This window comes from Labrenzia sp. CP4 (assembly GCF_001579905.1).
Lineage (GTDB): Bacteria > Pseudomonadota > Alphaproteobacteria > Rhizobiales > Stappiaceae > Roseibium > Roseibium algicola.
Genome location: NZ_CP011927.1, coordinates 1,870,550 through 1,884,843 on the forward strand (window position 1 = coordinate 1,870,550; position 14,294 = coordinate 1,884,843).

At 59.0% G+C, this 14,294-nt stretch carries 13 protein-coding genes; 4 read left to right on the top strand and 9 right to left on the bottom strand.

Annotated elements, in window-relative coordinates:
* The first annotated feature begins 190 nt into the window (after positions 1-190).
* The 3 genes from ACP90_RS08630 to ACP90_RS08640 all read left to right on the top strand — a co-directional run bounded on the left by ACP90_RS08630 (position 191) and on the right by ACP90_RS08640 (position 3,071).
* Complete coding sequence (locus ACP90_RS08630; RefSeq protein ID WP_158514167.1) at positions 191-1,054, top strand: glycosyltransferase; 864 nt, start codon at positions 191-193, stop codon at positions 1,052-1,054.
* A gap of 62 nt (positions 1,055-1,116) precedes the next feature.
* Positions 1,117-2,244: a hypothetical protein gene (locus ACP90_RS08635; protein ID WP_062487967.1), complete on the top strand. Its 1,128-nt coding sequence runs from the start codon at positions 1,117-1,119 to the stop codon at positions 2,242-2,244.
* 5 nt (positions 2,245-2,249) lie between these two features.
* Positions 2,250-3,071 (top strand): hypothetical protein, encoded by an 822-nt coding sequence (locus ACP90_RS08640; RefSeq protein ID WP_062487969.1) that lies wholly within the window; start codon positions 2,250-2,252, stop codon positions 3,069-3,071.
* Here ACP90_RS08640 and ACP90_RS08645 read toward each other — a convergent pair.
* From ACP90_RS08645 to ACP90_RS08685, 9 genes are all read right to left on the bottom strand, one after another.
* The gene (locus ACP90_RS08645) at positions 3,062-3,511 is read right to left on the bottom strand and encodes a hypothetical protein (protein ID WP_062487971.1); all 450 of its coding nucleotides are present in this window, start codon (positions 3,509-3,511) and stop codon (positions 3,062-3,064) included. The genes ACP90_RS08640 and ACP90_RS08645 overlap by 10 nt on opposite strands.
* 3 nt (positions 3,512-3,514) lie before the next feature.
* Positions 3,515-5,698 (bottom strand): glycosyltransferase, encoded by a 2,184-nt coding sequence (locus ACP90_RS08650; protein WP_062487972.1) that lies wholly within the window; start codon positions 5,696-5,698, stop codon positions 3,515-3,517.
* Between the two features lie 47 nt (positions 5,699-5,745).
* Positions 5,746-7,722, bottom strand: coding sequence for a caspase family protein (locus tag ACP90_RS08655; RefSeq protein WP_158514168.1), 1,977 nt, complete (start codon positions 7,720-7,722; stop codon positions 5,746-5,748).
* 20 nt (positions 7,723-7,742) lie between these two features.
* Positions 7,743-8,336 (bottom strand): hypothetical protein, encoded by a 594-nt coding sequence (locus tag ACP90_RS08660; protein ID WP_139314270.1) that lies wholly within the window; start codon positions 8,334-8,336, stop codon positions 7,743-7,745.
* A 592-nt stretch (positions 8,337-8,928) separates the two neighbouring features.
* Positions 8,929-10,092 (bottom strand): M20 aminoacylase family protein, encoded by a 1,164-nt coding sequence (locus tag ACP90_RS08665; RefSeq protein WP_062487978.1) that lies wholly within the window; start codon positions 10,090-10,092, stop codon positions 8,929-8,931.
* A complete protein-coding gene (locus ACP90_RS08670; protein ID WP_062487980.1) occupies positions 10,093-10,908 on the bottom strand; it encodes an ABC transporter permease in 816 nt (271 codons plus the stop codon).
* 1 nt (position 10,909) lies between these two features.
* Complete coding sequence (locus tag ACP90_RS08675; protein WP_023000374.1) at positions 10,910-11,638, bottom strand: ABC transporter permease; 729 nt, start codon at positions 11,636-11,638, stop codon at positions 10,910-10,912.
* Between the two features lie 80 nt (positions 11,639-11,718).
* Positions 11,719-12,498: a transporter substrate-binding domain-containing protein gene (locus ACP90_RS08680; protein WP_023000375.1), complete on the bottom strand. Its 780-nt coding sequence runs from the start codon at positions 12,496-12,498 to the stop codon at positions 11,719-11,721.
* Between the two features lie 76 nt (positions 12,499-12,574).
* The gene (locus ACP90_RS08685; protein WP_062487982.1) at positions 12,575-13,348 is read right to left on the bottom strand and encodes an ABC transporter ATP-binding protein; all 774 of its coding nucleotides are present in this window, start codon (positions 13,346-13,348) and stop codon (positions 12,575-12,577) included.
* Between the two features lie 299 nt (positions 13,349-13,647).
* On the opposite strand from ACP90_RS08685, the gene ACP90_RS08690 reads away from it, so the two are divergent.
* The gene (locus tag ACP90_RS08690) at positions 13,648-14,292 is read left to right on the top strand and encodes a TetR family transcriptional regulator C-terminal domain-containing protein (protein WP_062491469.1); all 645 of its coding nucleotides are present in this window, start codon (positions 13,648-13,650) and stop codon (positions 14,290-14,292) included.
* Positions 14,293-14,294 lie beyond the last annotated feature (2 nt).

Sequence of the window (14,294 nt, forward strand, 5' to 3'; positions counted from 1 at the left end):
TGGCTGACGGGAACGAAAGATGCCCCGCGATGCTGGACGAGGCCATGTTAGGCGCTTAGCTTTATTCGGACGGCCTGAGGGAGCCCCACGTGGGCCACATCGTCGATCAAGTCAGCCACGTGCTGCAACGATGAACGGATGTGTACACACTCGACGGGCTTCATGATCGGGCATGAACGGGAACGTGAGTTTGGCTTCCTACACGCAGGCAACGGGGCATTTCGAGAACGGCGAATTTGCAAAGGCGCAGCAAGCCGTTTCCGCCTGCCTGCAGGAGACTTACGCGAATATTCATCGCTTCGTCCTGACGGAAAACCTTCAAAACATATATGGCACGAAGGTTTCGGTGATTGTCGTTTCCCATCGGAGCGGCCTTGAGGCCTGCGAGATTGGCCGAGGTATCGAAGAGTTCATCCGCCGTCCGGACGTTGAATTGATTTTCGTCGGCAATGGGCCAGGAGCCGCCGAGGGGGCATCAAGCCCGTATGCGGACAAGGCGCGGATATTCGGCTTGCCGGAAAATATCGGCTGTTCGGCGGCGCGAAACGTCGGTGCCTATGTCGCGCGGGGGTGCTGCCTTCTGTTTCTGGACGATGATGCATCGACGGACGCGGCAGATCTTGATCTGCTTGCCGGCACCTGTATCGAGCGCGGGGCCATGGCTGTGCGCGGACGCATTGCGCCGAAGTCCGGTGCCGGATTGACGGGCAACCACTACAATCTCGGTGACAGTCTGAAACCGGCACCGCCGACAACGGAGGGGTTTTCCGCCTGGCAGGCGTCAGCCTTCGAAAAATACGGCGGATTTGATCCGCTTCTGGCAGGGCACGAAGGCATGGATCTTTGTTGCCGGATGCTGGGCGAGACGGATGCGAAGCAGTTCCTGTATCAGCCCGGCGCAGTGATGCGTCACGACTATGCCGGAGACGACCGGCAGCGGTTGCAGAAGGTGGAGAAGCTTCAGCTTTCGGACAGGTATCTTGCGTTCAAGGGGATAGACAAGGACCGGGTTGCCGTCGCCTTCAAGGAGGTTGAGAAGGCGGATGCTGTCTGAATTGTCAATGAAAGCACCGTTCGCACGCGGGAGCGCGTTCAAGACCTTTCCGGGCAAACTGCATGGATAGGCCTGACGACACCTGGCTGAGCCAGCGCTTCTGTTCCAATCCGTTCGAGCGGATCGAAACCCAGCCGAACCAGGACATTCACTTCTGTCCCGCAACCTGGCAACCGGCTGCAATCGGCAGTCTGTCTGACGATCCTGAAACCGCCTGGAACTCGCCCAAGGCCCAGGACATACGACGGTCGATCCTTGCGGGTGACTTCTCGCATTGCTGCCATTTGAAATGCCCGCGTATCACAGGGCGCGATCTTCCGGCGCGCGAGGAGATCCTGTCGGAAAAAGACCCGTCTCCTGCGGTGGCTTACTATCGGGAGATCATCAAGACTGGCAGGACCCGGCTGGACAAGCCTCCAGCGTGCGCCGGCCTCGGTCACGACTTGAGCAGCAACACGGCCTGTCCTTCGCGAGGGACAAAACCGGTTCAACTGAAAAAATACGATGCCGACCGGCTCGACTGGATTTTCAACGAACCGTACGCGCGCTTTCTGTCCAAAGCCGACCGAATAACCATCGGCCGTGAAGGCGAACCTTTTGCAAGCAGGCATTTCCTGAACTTTCTGAAGACCTATTGCGCGGAGATAGAGCCGAGAAAGGCGCTGGACCTCCACACCAATGGCCTGCTGCTGACGGAAGCTGTCTGGAACCGGCTCGATCTTTGGGGGCATGTCGGCGGCGTTCATGTGTCCGTCGATGCTGCGACACCGGAAACCTATAATGAACTGCGGCCAGGCAGGCAGTTGCTTCAGCTCATGCCCAATCTGTCATTTCTCGGCCATTTGCGCAGGCTGAAAGCGCTAGACATCTTCCAAATGGAGTTTGTCGTCCGGCAGGAAAACTACACAGAGATGCCGGACTTTGTCCGTCTTGCGCGCGGGGTCGGGGCAACAGGTGTTTTGTTCCAACGGGTTCGCGATCAACAGGTTCGGGAGGAAGGTGGAGGTCCTGCGGTCGACGTTGCGGACCCTCGCCATTCTGATCATGAAGCGTTGCAGTTGATCCTCGAAGACCCGGTTCTGAACGCGCAGGACGTCGAATTGGCTGATCTGGAATTTGCCCCACGGAACAGGGACGTTTCCGGGCCGGCGTTCTCAGGCGCAACGCCTGATCAGGTTCGGCAAGGCTGAAGTCCATGGTGCATCATATCATCCTGCTTTCATCGGGAAGAAGCGGCACGCATCTGCACCAGACCATGATGCGGAACGGACTTGAAAAGGCTGTCGTTCTTGGCGAGCTGTTCAACCCGTCGTTCCCGTTTGGTCTTGAAGCCCAGACGCCGGACTTCATCGCAATGCTGGAAGAAGAAAGCGGCATTGAAGTCGACCTGGACAAGGCGAGAGCGCTGGCCAACTTTTTCAGGGACGATCCGGTCTTCATGCTGAGTGCCCTCGCCAGGGTTTGCGACCGCCTTGGGCATGACTATCTGTGCTATTCGATCCTGCCGAAGCAATTGGCCGGCAGGCCGATCGAAGACATTTTGTTCCGGTTTGACTGCTCCTGCACCTTTCTCACAAGGCAGAGGTTTGCCAGATATGTCTCTCTCGTAAAGGCGCGGCGGCTCGGGGCCTGGAAGTGGGTCGATACCACGTCCCTGAAACCGGAAATAACGATGGAAGGGTTCCTGGAAGACGCCCGTTCCACTGACGACTGGTTTCAGTTCCTGTCGGAAAGGGCGCTGACTGCGGGGCTGGACGTTCGCCATCTTTCCTATGGCGCTGATCTCAACCAACTGGCCCGGACCGCCTTTTACAGCCTGCAGCGGAAGTATGAAGGCATCTGCGAGCTGTCCGCCTTCGATTTCAGCCTGATCCCGGATTTCAAGCAGGAACGGGAGGCCGATCCTTTCCGGTCGATTGGCAACGGCGAGCATATGCGGGACGCTCTTCATCAAGCTTCCTTGCTCGATTATGCCTTTGCCGAGCCCGCCGTCTTTTCAGCGGATGGTTATGTCTGATCCCCGCTCGGCAGCGATTGAACATAGCCTTCCGGCGACGTACCGATGGTGAACTCGAAATCCGGCGACCAGCTCTCCCGGATGCGGGCTATCCGGCGTTCGAGATAGAGGTCACAGTTGGCCGAGGCACCACATCGGGGAAGATCCGAAGACATCGGCAGGGTTTCGAAAAAGAGGCCTCTGCTTCTGAGTGCGGAGAAGTACCTGGGCGGGCACACGACGACGATCGTTTCGAACTCCGCGAGCTTCTCCAACTGGTCTTTCAGCGCGCTGGACAGGTGATCGCCTGCCTCATCGAGCGCCCAGACAAGCGCGACTGTTCCTTGTCTGCGGTGTTCCGACAAAAGGGCTGCGCTGTGCTTGGTGTTGGTTTCAAGTTTCCGGATGCTGCCGAGGGCAACCCGTAGTCCGATCTTGCGAAGGCTGCGTTTGAAAGACACGGTTCAACGCTCCTCCAGGGGATTTGCGGGAAGCTGAGCGACCGCCTGCAACAGATGTGCAGTCTGCTGCGCACCGTTCCACCAGCCGGACTTTCTGAGGCACGACCGAGCCAGCGATTGGCGGAAATCGGGATCGAGCATCTGCACAAGATGGTCTCCGATTGCGTATGGATCCTCGGCAGGTGAGGTGAGGTTCCACCCTGCGCGCGCGCCATATTCCGCGCGGGCTTCTTGCACATCCATGATCGGGTTGCTGTTCGGAATGAAGATCGACGGCAGCGCGGCGGCAATGTTTTCGTGAAAGGTATTGTATCCGGCCGCGCAGACGGCAAAGTCGAAGGCTTTCAGATACTGCCCGAGCGGATAGACCTTCCGCATCACTAGGCGCTCATGGAAATCCGCGTGCTCCTCGAAATGAAGCGGGGACCTGACGTCGACCGCGATCACCTGCGGATGCCTGTCCAGAAACTCCAGCAGACGTGCCCGGGGAAGGGACATGTCGAAATTTGCTTCCGAGCCAAGTTGCACGAGACAAAGGATCGCGTCGTCCGGCAGGTTCAGCGCCCGTCTTGCGGTGGTTCTGTCAAAGAGCTGATCTCTTGGCGTCATCAACACCGGGTCGACCAGGGTGACGCTGTTGGGGTTGGGGCGTGAATAGCCTTCGTCCAGAGGCGCGCAGAGTTCCCCGGGTTCGATGATCGCGTCGAAAAAGCCTTCCCGGGAGATGCTGTTGGGCTGGGGCGTGCGCCAGAGTCCGCGCCGGATCCAGACGCTGGTGGCGCGGCCGTAGCTTTCAACCGCGTCCACGAAACCTGCGTACGGCAAGTTGCCGTCAAACAGTGTGAGGCAAGGCTGGTAGTGGCTGAGCGCCTCGCGCATTTCCTGAAAGAAATAGCTGTTCCAGGCTTTGAAATCCAAGTCCAGTCTCTGCCGGAAAGGCCGGAATTCGGCGAGGTATCCCATGGATCTTGCAAATTCGATTGCTTCTGAAAGCGAGAAGAAAACGACATTCGCACGCGGGCCGATCGCCCTGGCGATGGCAAGCTGCCGGGAGAGATGCCCGAGGCCGACGCCGTTGGAAGTGATCGTGAGCACGAACGGGGCAGGGGCAGGTCTGCGTGTTTTCGGGGCGGGCAGGGTGGCGACGGAGGGGTCGGCAATTTTTTTGAATTTCGCGGTGAACTGGTCCAGGCCAAACCGCTCCTCCACAAATGTGCGTGCCTTTCGGGAGGTTGTTTCATAGAGCTTAGGATCCGTTCGAAGCTGCTCATAGACCAGTGGTGCTTCGTCCGGCTCGGCATAAAGGCAGGCATCGGAAAAACTGGTTTCCATATAGCGCGGAACGACGCAGGGCAGTCCGGTGGCAAGGGCTTCGAGCACACAATATCCGAACGCCTCGATCAGCGCTTTGGAATGGAAATAGCTGTAGATGTCGAGCCCTTGAAGAAATCCGGAAATCGGTCCCTTCGAGAACGGCAGAACCTGCCAGTTGGACGGCAGGTCCTCGAACTGGTCCACGAAGCTCTGCGGCACGCCCATCATGCGGAAGGCAAAGTCTGTGGATTGCGGATAGCAGGTCGTGGCAACCGATAGAGACGGCCATTTGTCGGCGCTGGGGCGACTGTGGCGGCCGATGACCAGAGGGGATTTCGGTTCCCGGGATTGTTTCTCCGGATAGTCGGCCAGATCGATCAGATTGGCCCAGTTGCCCTGGTCAACGGCATGGGACAGGCCGTTCATCACAAGGTCTTCGCGCACGATCTCGCTCACCGGCAGGAGTTTGAGCGAGTGGCCATACCAGTCGGAGATGAGCGTCGACCAGTGATCTGCCGGAAAGGCACGTTGTCCGTCCCGGTTTCGTATCGTCTGGTGCACGACAAGGTAGCAGGCATCCGCATCGAAACGGGTGCGGCATTGCACCCGTTTGTCCAGCAAGGTCGGGTGATACAAAAGCGCGACCCTGGACCGCGGTCTTTCGTTCTGCGGAACAATGACGGTGCCGGTAGCCCTGATCTCGGCGAGCACGGATGCGTTCAAGGTCCGGTTTCGGGAAAAAAAGGGGGAACACAGCGGTATGATACCGGCTCTCAGCCCGGCTTGCTTGCAGGCGCGAAGATCATATTTGAGCGATGTGGACGTCCCGCCGGGAAAGCGCAGGTCGGCCAGGTAAAGGACGTCAAATTCCATGTGCCGGTCGGCCCCCCAGGAAATCCATCAATCGATCTTGCCGGAAATCACGATGGGGAGCCACCATAGAGCCGCCAGGACTCCAGTCCGCGGTTGAACAGAGGGCCCGGAACACCATCCAGCGTGCCCTCGTAGTATCCGGCAGACTGCAATCTGGTCTGGATCTCAAGGATGGTATCGCGCGACCAGCTGCGGGCGTCGGAGGAAATCTTCGCAAGTGTTTCGCCGCTGTCCACCGTCAATGCGGACAACAACAGTTCCGATGCCTTTTGTGGTGATTTGTCGGTGTGGAATCCTTCGTCGTAAATCGCCGCGGCGGCAAGGGCGCCTTCCGCGTATCCCTGCTGCGCGGCCAGTTCGAAATAGGCCACTGCGTCTTCGGGGGTCTTGTAAATGCCTTCCTTGGCAAAGACGCCCAGATTGTAGGTCGCTCTGGCGGCGCCTTCCGATGAGGCATATTCCAGAAGGGTAATTGCACGCGGAACGTCGCGCGCGCCACCTGTGCCGTTATAGAGGGAAACTGCAAGATTGATGGCCCCGTCGGCGCTGCCGTTGGCATAGGCGCGTTCGAACAATTCGCGGGCTTTCAACAGGTCCTTGGGCAGCCCCTGGCCGAGTTCGTAGAGGAGGCCAAGGCTGACGAGCGCCCTTGTGTCGCCTGCAGCTGCTGCCTGCTGATAGAGATCGACGGCAATCTTGGTATCGCCGGCGGCTGCCCGCGCCCGCGCAAGCAGGGCCTTGTAGTGCGGCACATCCTGATAGTCCTTGACGGCCTGCTCGCAGGAATGAATGGCCGCCCCGGAGTTCTTTGCCAGAAGGTTGAGAGAGACGCCCCGGTAGATGACGGTTGAATCGTTCGGGTGTGTGGCGAACCGCCTGCACAGTTCGGATTGCGTCAGATTGTTCGGATTGTCGGGCATCATCTGGGTAACAAGCGTTTTGGCCTGCTCCAGATACTGCCCGTCCGGAAATCGCTCGATGTAATATTGCAGCAGGGCCCGGTTACGGGAGGCAAGGGCGTTGGACCAGATTTCCTCTTCCAGACTTGCGAGGCCGACCGATGGCGTCGGCAGGACGCCGTTCGTGTCCTTCAGCGCTCTTTCGAGGATCGTTTGCGCTTCATCAACAAACCTGCCTTCCGGATAGCGCTGCAGGTACAGCTGGATCAGCCTTGGATCTTCCTGCTGCACCGACAGCTTCCACAGGCCCGCTTCAAGGTCGCCGTCCGACTCCGGGCCTGGCTTGAAATAGAAATCGGGTTTGACCGAGAACTGCACGTAAGGCACCTGGGCGCCACCGGTTTCCTTGCGTACGTTCTGGTTCACGTCCGCCAGCACGGACAGGACCTCCCGGCCGGAGGAGTGCATGTAGGACAGGAGCGCCGTCGCGTAGGGACTGTTGTCACCCGCGCCATCATAGGCAACCTTGCCCGGTTGTGTGGCGTAGCCGATCAGAAATCCGCTGACATCCGGCGGTGGTGCCAGGCCCACTTCCAGGCTCTTGATGCGATCCTGAAACGGGTTGTTCTGGCAGGCGTCCAGGAAGACCATCTTGAAGGCGCTGCTGCGCCCGACAAGCTTGAGAAGCTCATCGAAATGGATGCTGTCGCTGACAAGCGTATCGATGTCACTGATCCGTGAATCAACCGGAATGAGATAGTTCTTGCCCGCCAGTTGCACGCCATGCCCGGCGTAATAGACCAGCACGACGTTCGCGTTGCGCCGAATGGTTGCCTGGGAGAACTCTTCGGCCTTCTTCAAGAAGTCCTCCTGCGTTGCATCCAGGATCAAGGTGACGTCGAAGCGAAGGGTCTGCAGGGTTGCAGCGATACTCTCCGCATCATTGCGTGCATTGGGGAGTTTCTCGCCATTGTAGTTGGAATTGCCGACGATCAGCGCCATACGCGTGTCGGGTACAAGCTGCTGGGCTCGTGAGGTTTCAGGTAAGGAAACCGAGACAACGAGTATCAGACCTGACAGAAGCAGGACCTTCTCGAGAAGTTGCCGGACCAAATGCAATTTCATGGTTTGGAACCGCATTCCGCTCAAATTGAAATCATGGACGCCAGATTGACTTCGACCGCCGCGATGGTCTCGGTCAGGACAGCTCGCTGTTGCTGCTGCAGGTTCGTGATGACAGTGTCCTGGGACCGGACGATCTGAATGCGCTGAACCTTGCTGATGCCTTCGCGAACCGCTTCAAGAGCTGCTTCGCCACTTTCGGCCTGCTCGACTTTGACGACCATTTCGCGAACAATCGGCAGGGCAGACTGTGCAACGGCGCTTCCGTTTTCCGCTTCGCGCGCCAGCCGATTTTCCAGATCCTGCAGGACTTCGGTAATGCATCGAACGGGTTCGATACCGCGCAATACCTTCTGCTTGCAGCGTTCACAGGCGTTGTTGACCCGAACACGGTTGTTCAGGAACCGCTCGAGAATGGCTCGTTCCCGGGCCACGGTTGTCGGTTCTCCATCGCCTTTCGGAATGAAGAAAAACGGTCTGACCGCTTCCTTGCCGGAGCCTGCCTTGACGCTTGGGGATTCGCTTTCGTAAGCGGCGATGGTGATCGGCTTGCCGTTTGGATTTTCCAGCTTGCTGCCTGCGGCTGACGGGTCAAATGACTCATCAAAGGGCAGCATCGTGCTCCTTGAAAAAATCTGCTGTGCGTTCGAAAGCTGCCAGGACGTATTCTTGACAGGATCGTTCAGGACCTGGGTGCTGGCCTTGGCCGAACTTGTCGCGCCTGTTAGCCAGGCCACCAAAATTGACGCAATAAATGATAGGAAACCGAGCATTTTACGCTTGGTAATCTCTGCCATACTTCACCGAATTTTTAAAACTGACTTAGCGTTCTATGACACTTTCATCAGATAATTGATAAAATTTGCATTGTCGGCGCCACACTACATCCTATCAAGTGCAGAGGTTTAGTGAAGCAAAAATTCGCGCCACCGCCTGCCCGGCGATCGGGCTTCCCTTCCAATGGTCTGCTGTGAGAGCTTTGAAGCGGTGGTGACCCGACGTGTGTGCGATTGAATTTCGCGGGTGAAGCGAAATGCTCCGGCCGAGAAGGGGTTTCCTGCCGCAAAACAACAGGATAGGGCAGGCCAGGTGGCCTGCCCACTATTTCGGGAAACGTCGTCCAGTTGCAATATGAAGGCGTATGGCCGGTGAAATTTCACCAGACGCTCCGTTTGCAGGCTGGTTCAAATTGTGGTGAGTTCCCGTGCGTTACTTGCTCGACAGGAAATCTTCCGCCAGCTCCACCCAAAAACTCGTGCCGATAGGCAGGATGTCGTCATTGAAGTCGTACTTGGGGTGATGCAGGGGCGGGTCGCGATCGGTTCTGGCAGTGCCGAGCATGAAGTAACAGCCAGGCCGTTCTTCCAGGAAATAGGCAAAGTCCTCGCTGCCCATGAAGGGACGGGTGAGGTCTGTGACTTTTTCCTCGCCGGCAAAGCGCCTGGCAAGGTCACGCAGGTAGCCGGTCTCGGCCGTGTGGTTGATCATCGGCGGATAACCGCGCTCATAATCGACCTCGGCCCGCATGCCGTAGCTGGCTGCCTGTCCTTCGGCGATCATGCGGATACGCCGTTCCAGCTCGTCGCGCACATCCGGTTCCAAAGCTCGAACCGTCAGGCTCATTTCCGCCCGCTCGGGGATCACGTTGCTGGCGATACCGCTGTTGAAGGCACCGACCGTGATCACGGCGGACTGCAGCGGGTGGATGTTGCGCGCGGCGATAGTCTGTAGCGCCATGATGATGCTGGCGCCGCATACGATCGGGTCGGATGCTGCCTGCGGTTCTGCGCCATGGCCTCCGTGGCCGACAACGGTAATCTTGCACTCGTCGGCAGCTGCCATCATCGGGCCGTCCCGGAAGGCAAATTGTCCGAAGGGCATGCTCGGGTCATTGTGAAGGCCGAATACGGCATCGCACGGGAACCGCTCGAACAGCCCGTCGTCCATCATCAGCCTTGCGCCGCCGAAGTTTTCTTCCGCTGGCTGGAAGATCAGGTGCACCGTTCCGTCGAACTGCTTGCGTTCCGAGAGGATTTTCGCGGCGCCGAGCAGCATGGCCGTGTGGCCGTCATGGCCGCAGGCGTGCATGACACCGGGATGGGTGCTGGCATAGTCCGCCCCGGTTTCCTCCAGGATCGGCAGGGCGTCGAAATCCGCACGAATGCCGATGCTTTTCGAAGACGTGCCATTGCGCAGGGTTGCGACAATGCCGGTTTTTGCCAGGCCACGCGTAACCTCGTAGCCCATAGCAGCCAGTTCACTGGCGACGTAGTCCGAGGTCTTGAATTCCGACAGGCCGATCTCGGGGATCGTATGCAGATGGCGCCTTGTGGCGACGATTTCGGGAAGGAAGTTGGACGACTGAACGGTCATTTACGCACCACGGCTGGGGATACGGTTTTCCAGGAAGCGGAACAGCAATACCAGAATCCCGGTGAGACACATATAGATCAGTGCAAGCAGCAGCAGAGGCTCATATGTGAGATATGTATCCTGCCGAACTCTTGAAATGATCGCATAGACATCGACCACCGTAATGGTCGCGACAAGCGGTGTCGATTTCAGCTGCAGCACGGTTTCGCCGCTCAAAGTTGGCAAGGCACGGTAGATGGCGCGCGGTAGCCAGATGCGGCGGAACATGGTGAAGCGGCCCATGCCAAAGGCACGCGCGGCTTCCAGTTCGCCCCTTGGCACACCCGCAAACGCTCCGCGCATCACTTCCCCCTCATAGGCGGCAAATGACAGCATCAAGGCCGTGAAGCCATACGGCCAGGCCTGGCGCAGATAGGGCCAGAACATCGACTGCCGGATTTCCGGATACTGCGCGAACACCGAGCCGAGGCCATAGTAGAGCAACCAGAGTTGCAGAAGCAGCGGTGTGCCGCGGATCAATGTGCAGAAACCACGGGCCAGCCAGGCGAGCGGTCTTGGTCCGGTGACCTGGACAAGGCCCAGGCCTATGGCAAGGAGAAAGCCGACGGCAGCCGTCGAAAACAGCAGAAACAGTGTTTCCCAGATGCCGTGGAGCAGCTTCCATTGGTATTTCGGCAACCAGTCCCACCGCAGGAACCAGATCGCGCAGAAGACGATGCCTGCGAAGACGGCAAGCAGGAAGATCCTGTGCGGTTCCAGCAGTCGGCGTGGCGGCGGCGGAACATAGGCGGGCATTGTGATCTTGGTTTCGCTCATCTCACACAGGCCCCGCAATGCCGCGCCTTGCGCGTTTTTCGATATGGGCGATGACGCGGTTCGAGACCAGCGTCAGCGTGAGATACATCACGCCTGCGGCGCAATAGAACAGCATGTAGGCCTTGGTGCTGCCGGCTGCCTGGCGGGTCACAAGCGTCAGTTCCGAGAAGCCGACCACGGCCAGAAGGGCAGTATCCTTGGTGGCGATGAGCCAGAGATTTGAAAGACCCGGAATGGCATAGGGCAGCATGGCCGGCAATGTGATGCGGCGCAGTGTCTTGAAGGGCGACATGCCGTAGGCACGGGCTGCCTCTATCTGTCCGGGCGGTACTGCCTTGATGGCACCACGCAGGACTTCGGTCGAGTAAGCGCCCTGGACGACGCCGATGACGAAGATGCCGGCGGCTAGGCCGCTGATGTCGACCCTTGGCAGACCGACCAGCATCAGCAGCGAATTCACCGCGTCTGTTCCGGCGTAATAAAGCAACAGGATGAGGACAAGCTCGGGAACGGCTCGGATGACGGTGGTGTAGACCTCAAGCAGGTCGCGCAGGATCGGGCCGCCGTAAAGCTTTCCGAAGGCGCCGCCGATACCGATCAGCAGACCCAGGCCAAAACCGCCGACGGCGAGCTGCAGCGAGGCTGCGAAGCCGGCGAGTAGAACTCCGCCCCAGCCCGGTGGCGACAGGGCGAGCAGATCGAGATTGAGAAATCCGGAAGGGGCAGCCATCGGCAGCGGTCAACCTTGCTTTGAAAGTGTCCGCCCGCGCCCGAGGGCGCGGGACGGTTTCCTAAGGGTGATCCGGCCGCTTAGCCGCCGTAGATGTCGAAGTCGAACCAGTTCTTGGAGAACGTTTCATAGGTCCCGTTCTCGCGGATCGCCTTGATCGCGGCGTTGACCTTGTCCTTCAGTTCCGTGTCGCCCTTGCGCAGGCCGACGCCAACGCCGGCACCGAGGATCGCCGGATCGTCCTGGACGTTGCCCTTCAGTTCGCAGCAGGCGCCCGCATCGGACTTCAGGAAGGCGTCGAGCGCGATGGCGTCCGCCTGGACGGCGTCGAGGCGGCCTGCGGCGAGATCCTGGTTGGCTTCATCCTGGGTCTGGTATTGCTTGATCTCGGCAGCGCCTTCGCCGAAATACTTTTCGGCATAGTCGGCATGAATGGTCGAAACCTGAACGCCGATGATCTTGCCGGACAGGCCTTCCGGAGTCGCGTCGAAATCGTCACCCTTGGCACCGATGATGCCGGTCGGAGTGTTGTAGTACTTGTCGGAGAAATCGATGGTCTTCAGGCGCTCTTCGGTGATGGACATGGAGCCGATGATCATGTCGATCTTGCCGGATGTCAGGGCCGGGATGATGCCGTCCCAGGCAACTGGCGTGACGACGCAGTCGAGTTTGGCTTCCGCGCAGATCGCGTCCATGAATTCGATTTCCCAACCGATCCACTTGCCGCTGGAATCGGGAGAGGTGAACGGCGGGTAGGGCTCGGCTGCGACGCCGACCTTTACTTCCTCAGCCATGGCACCGGTGAACGCGGTGGTGGCCAGTGCGGCGGCTGCGAATGCTGTCTTCAGAATATGTTTCATGCTGTTCCCCTGTTTTTTAGACTTCTCATGCCGGACCTTCCGGCAGGACCTCCCCGCGAAACGTCTGCGGGAGGGTCTAGTTGATCGAGCTGATGAATTTCTTCAGCCGCTCCGATTTCGGGTCACCGAACACCTGGTCCGGCGGGCCCTGTTCCTCAATGATGCCGTTGTGCAGAAAGATGACGTGACTGGCGACTTCCCGTGCGAATTTCATCTCGTGGGTAACCAGGATCATTGTCCGCTGTTCACGGGCCAGATCGCCGATGACGCTCAGGACCTCTCCGACCAGTTCCGGATCGAGAGCGGATGTCGGCTCGTCGAACAACATGGCGAGCGGCTGGACGGCAAGGGCGCGGGCGATGGCTGCACGCTGCTGCTGACCACCGGACAGGAAGGCCGGATAGGCATCCTGCTTCTCGTGCAGTCCGACACGGCGCAGCAAGGTTTCGGCGATGCCGACGGCCTCGTCGCGTTTCATGCCCAGAACGTGGATAGGCACTTCAATCACATTTTGAAGCACTGTCATGTGCTGCCACAGATTGAAGCTCTGGAAAACCATCGCAAGCTGGCTGCGAATGCGCTCGATCTGCCTGCGGTTGGCAGGGCGCAGGCCATGGTGGCCGTCGTTTTTCAGGTCGATTGTCTCACCATGGATGGTGACCGACCCGGCGCTGGGCATCTCAAGCATGTTGATGCAGCGCAGAAAGGTTGATTTGCCGGAGCCCGATCCGCCTATGATCGCAATCACGTCGCCCTGCCGGGCCGTGAGCGAGACACCCTTTAGCACCTCAAGAGCTCCGAAACGTTTAAAGAGGTCGCATACCTCGATGGCTGGCGCCGCTGGTTCCATCCTACCGCCATTGCCCGGCCTGAGCCGGTGCACTGTTGTTTCTGTTCCCCGCTGACCTCGTCTTTTTTGCCGGTGCGGCGTCAGCTCTCCGCCCGGTAAGTGTTGTCAGCTTTGCACTTGTCTCGTAATTATTCAACCGTATAATAACGAAAAAATCGATGCCGGTGCGTCAGGCGACCGGAGATCATGGCGGAGGACACAAGAATGGCGCGGGAGGCGAAAGCGATGGCTGCAGCATGGTGCCTGACTTCGCCTGCGAACCCGGCGGTGCGCGGGTTTCTGCCGGTCCGGAGCCTGTCATGAGCCGTCGTCCGTTCCATCGCGCAAGTGAGGCCGAGCGGCGTCAGGATCTTATCCGGGCGACGCTGGATTGCATTTCCGAATTTGGTCTGCGCGGTGCAACCGTTCGTGAAATCGCGGCACGCGCCGGTGTCACGCCCGGCCTGATCCGCCATTATTTTTCCAGCAAGGACCAGATGCTGCAGGATGCCTATCGGGAAGTCATGACCGGAATGACATCCACTGTGGCGGCAGCTGCCGATGGTGATCAGCAGAGCCCCAGGGCACGCCTGCACGATTTCATCGTGGCCAACCTGACGCCGCCGGTTGCCAACCCACGGACGTTGTCGCTCTGGGCTGCTTTCATCAGTCATGTGCGCGTCGATCCGGCCTTTGCCGAAATCCACCTTGAGAGCTATCTCGCGTTTCGGTCCGTGCTGGAAACCCTTGTCGCCGAGGTGCTGGCCGAATCGGGTGAGCCACCCGATGCAAAGCGGTGCCGGGAGCTGGCAATTGCGATCAACGGCGTGATCGACGGTCTGTGGATCGAAGGCACGCTGGTGGGTCACCTCTTTTCCGAAACGCCCCTTCCGGGCGTTGCCATCCGGTCCGTCGAGGCATTGCTTGGCGGAATAAGCCTTGCCGCCAAACCACACTCAAACTGAGA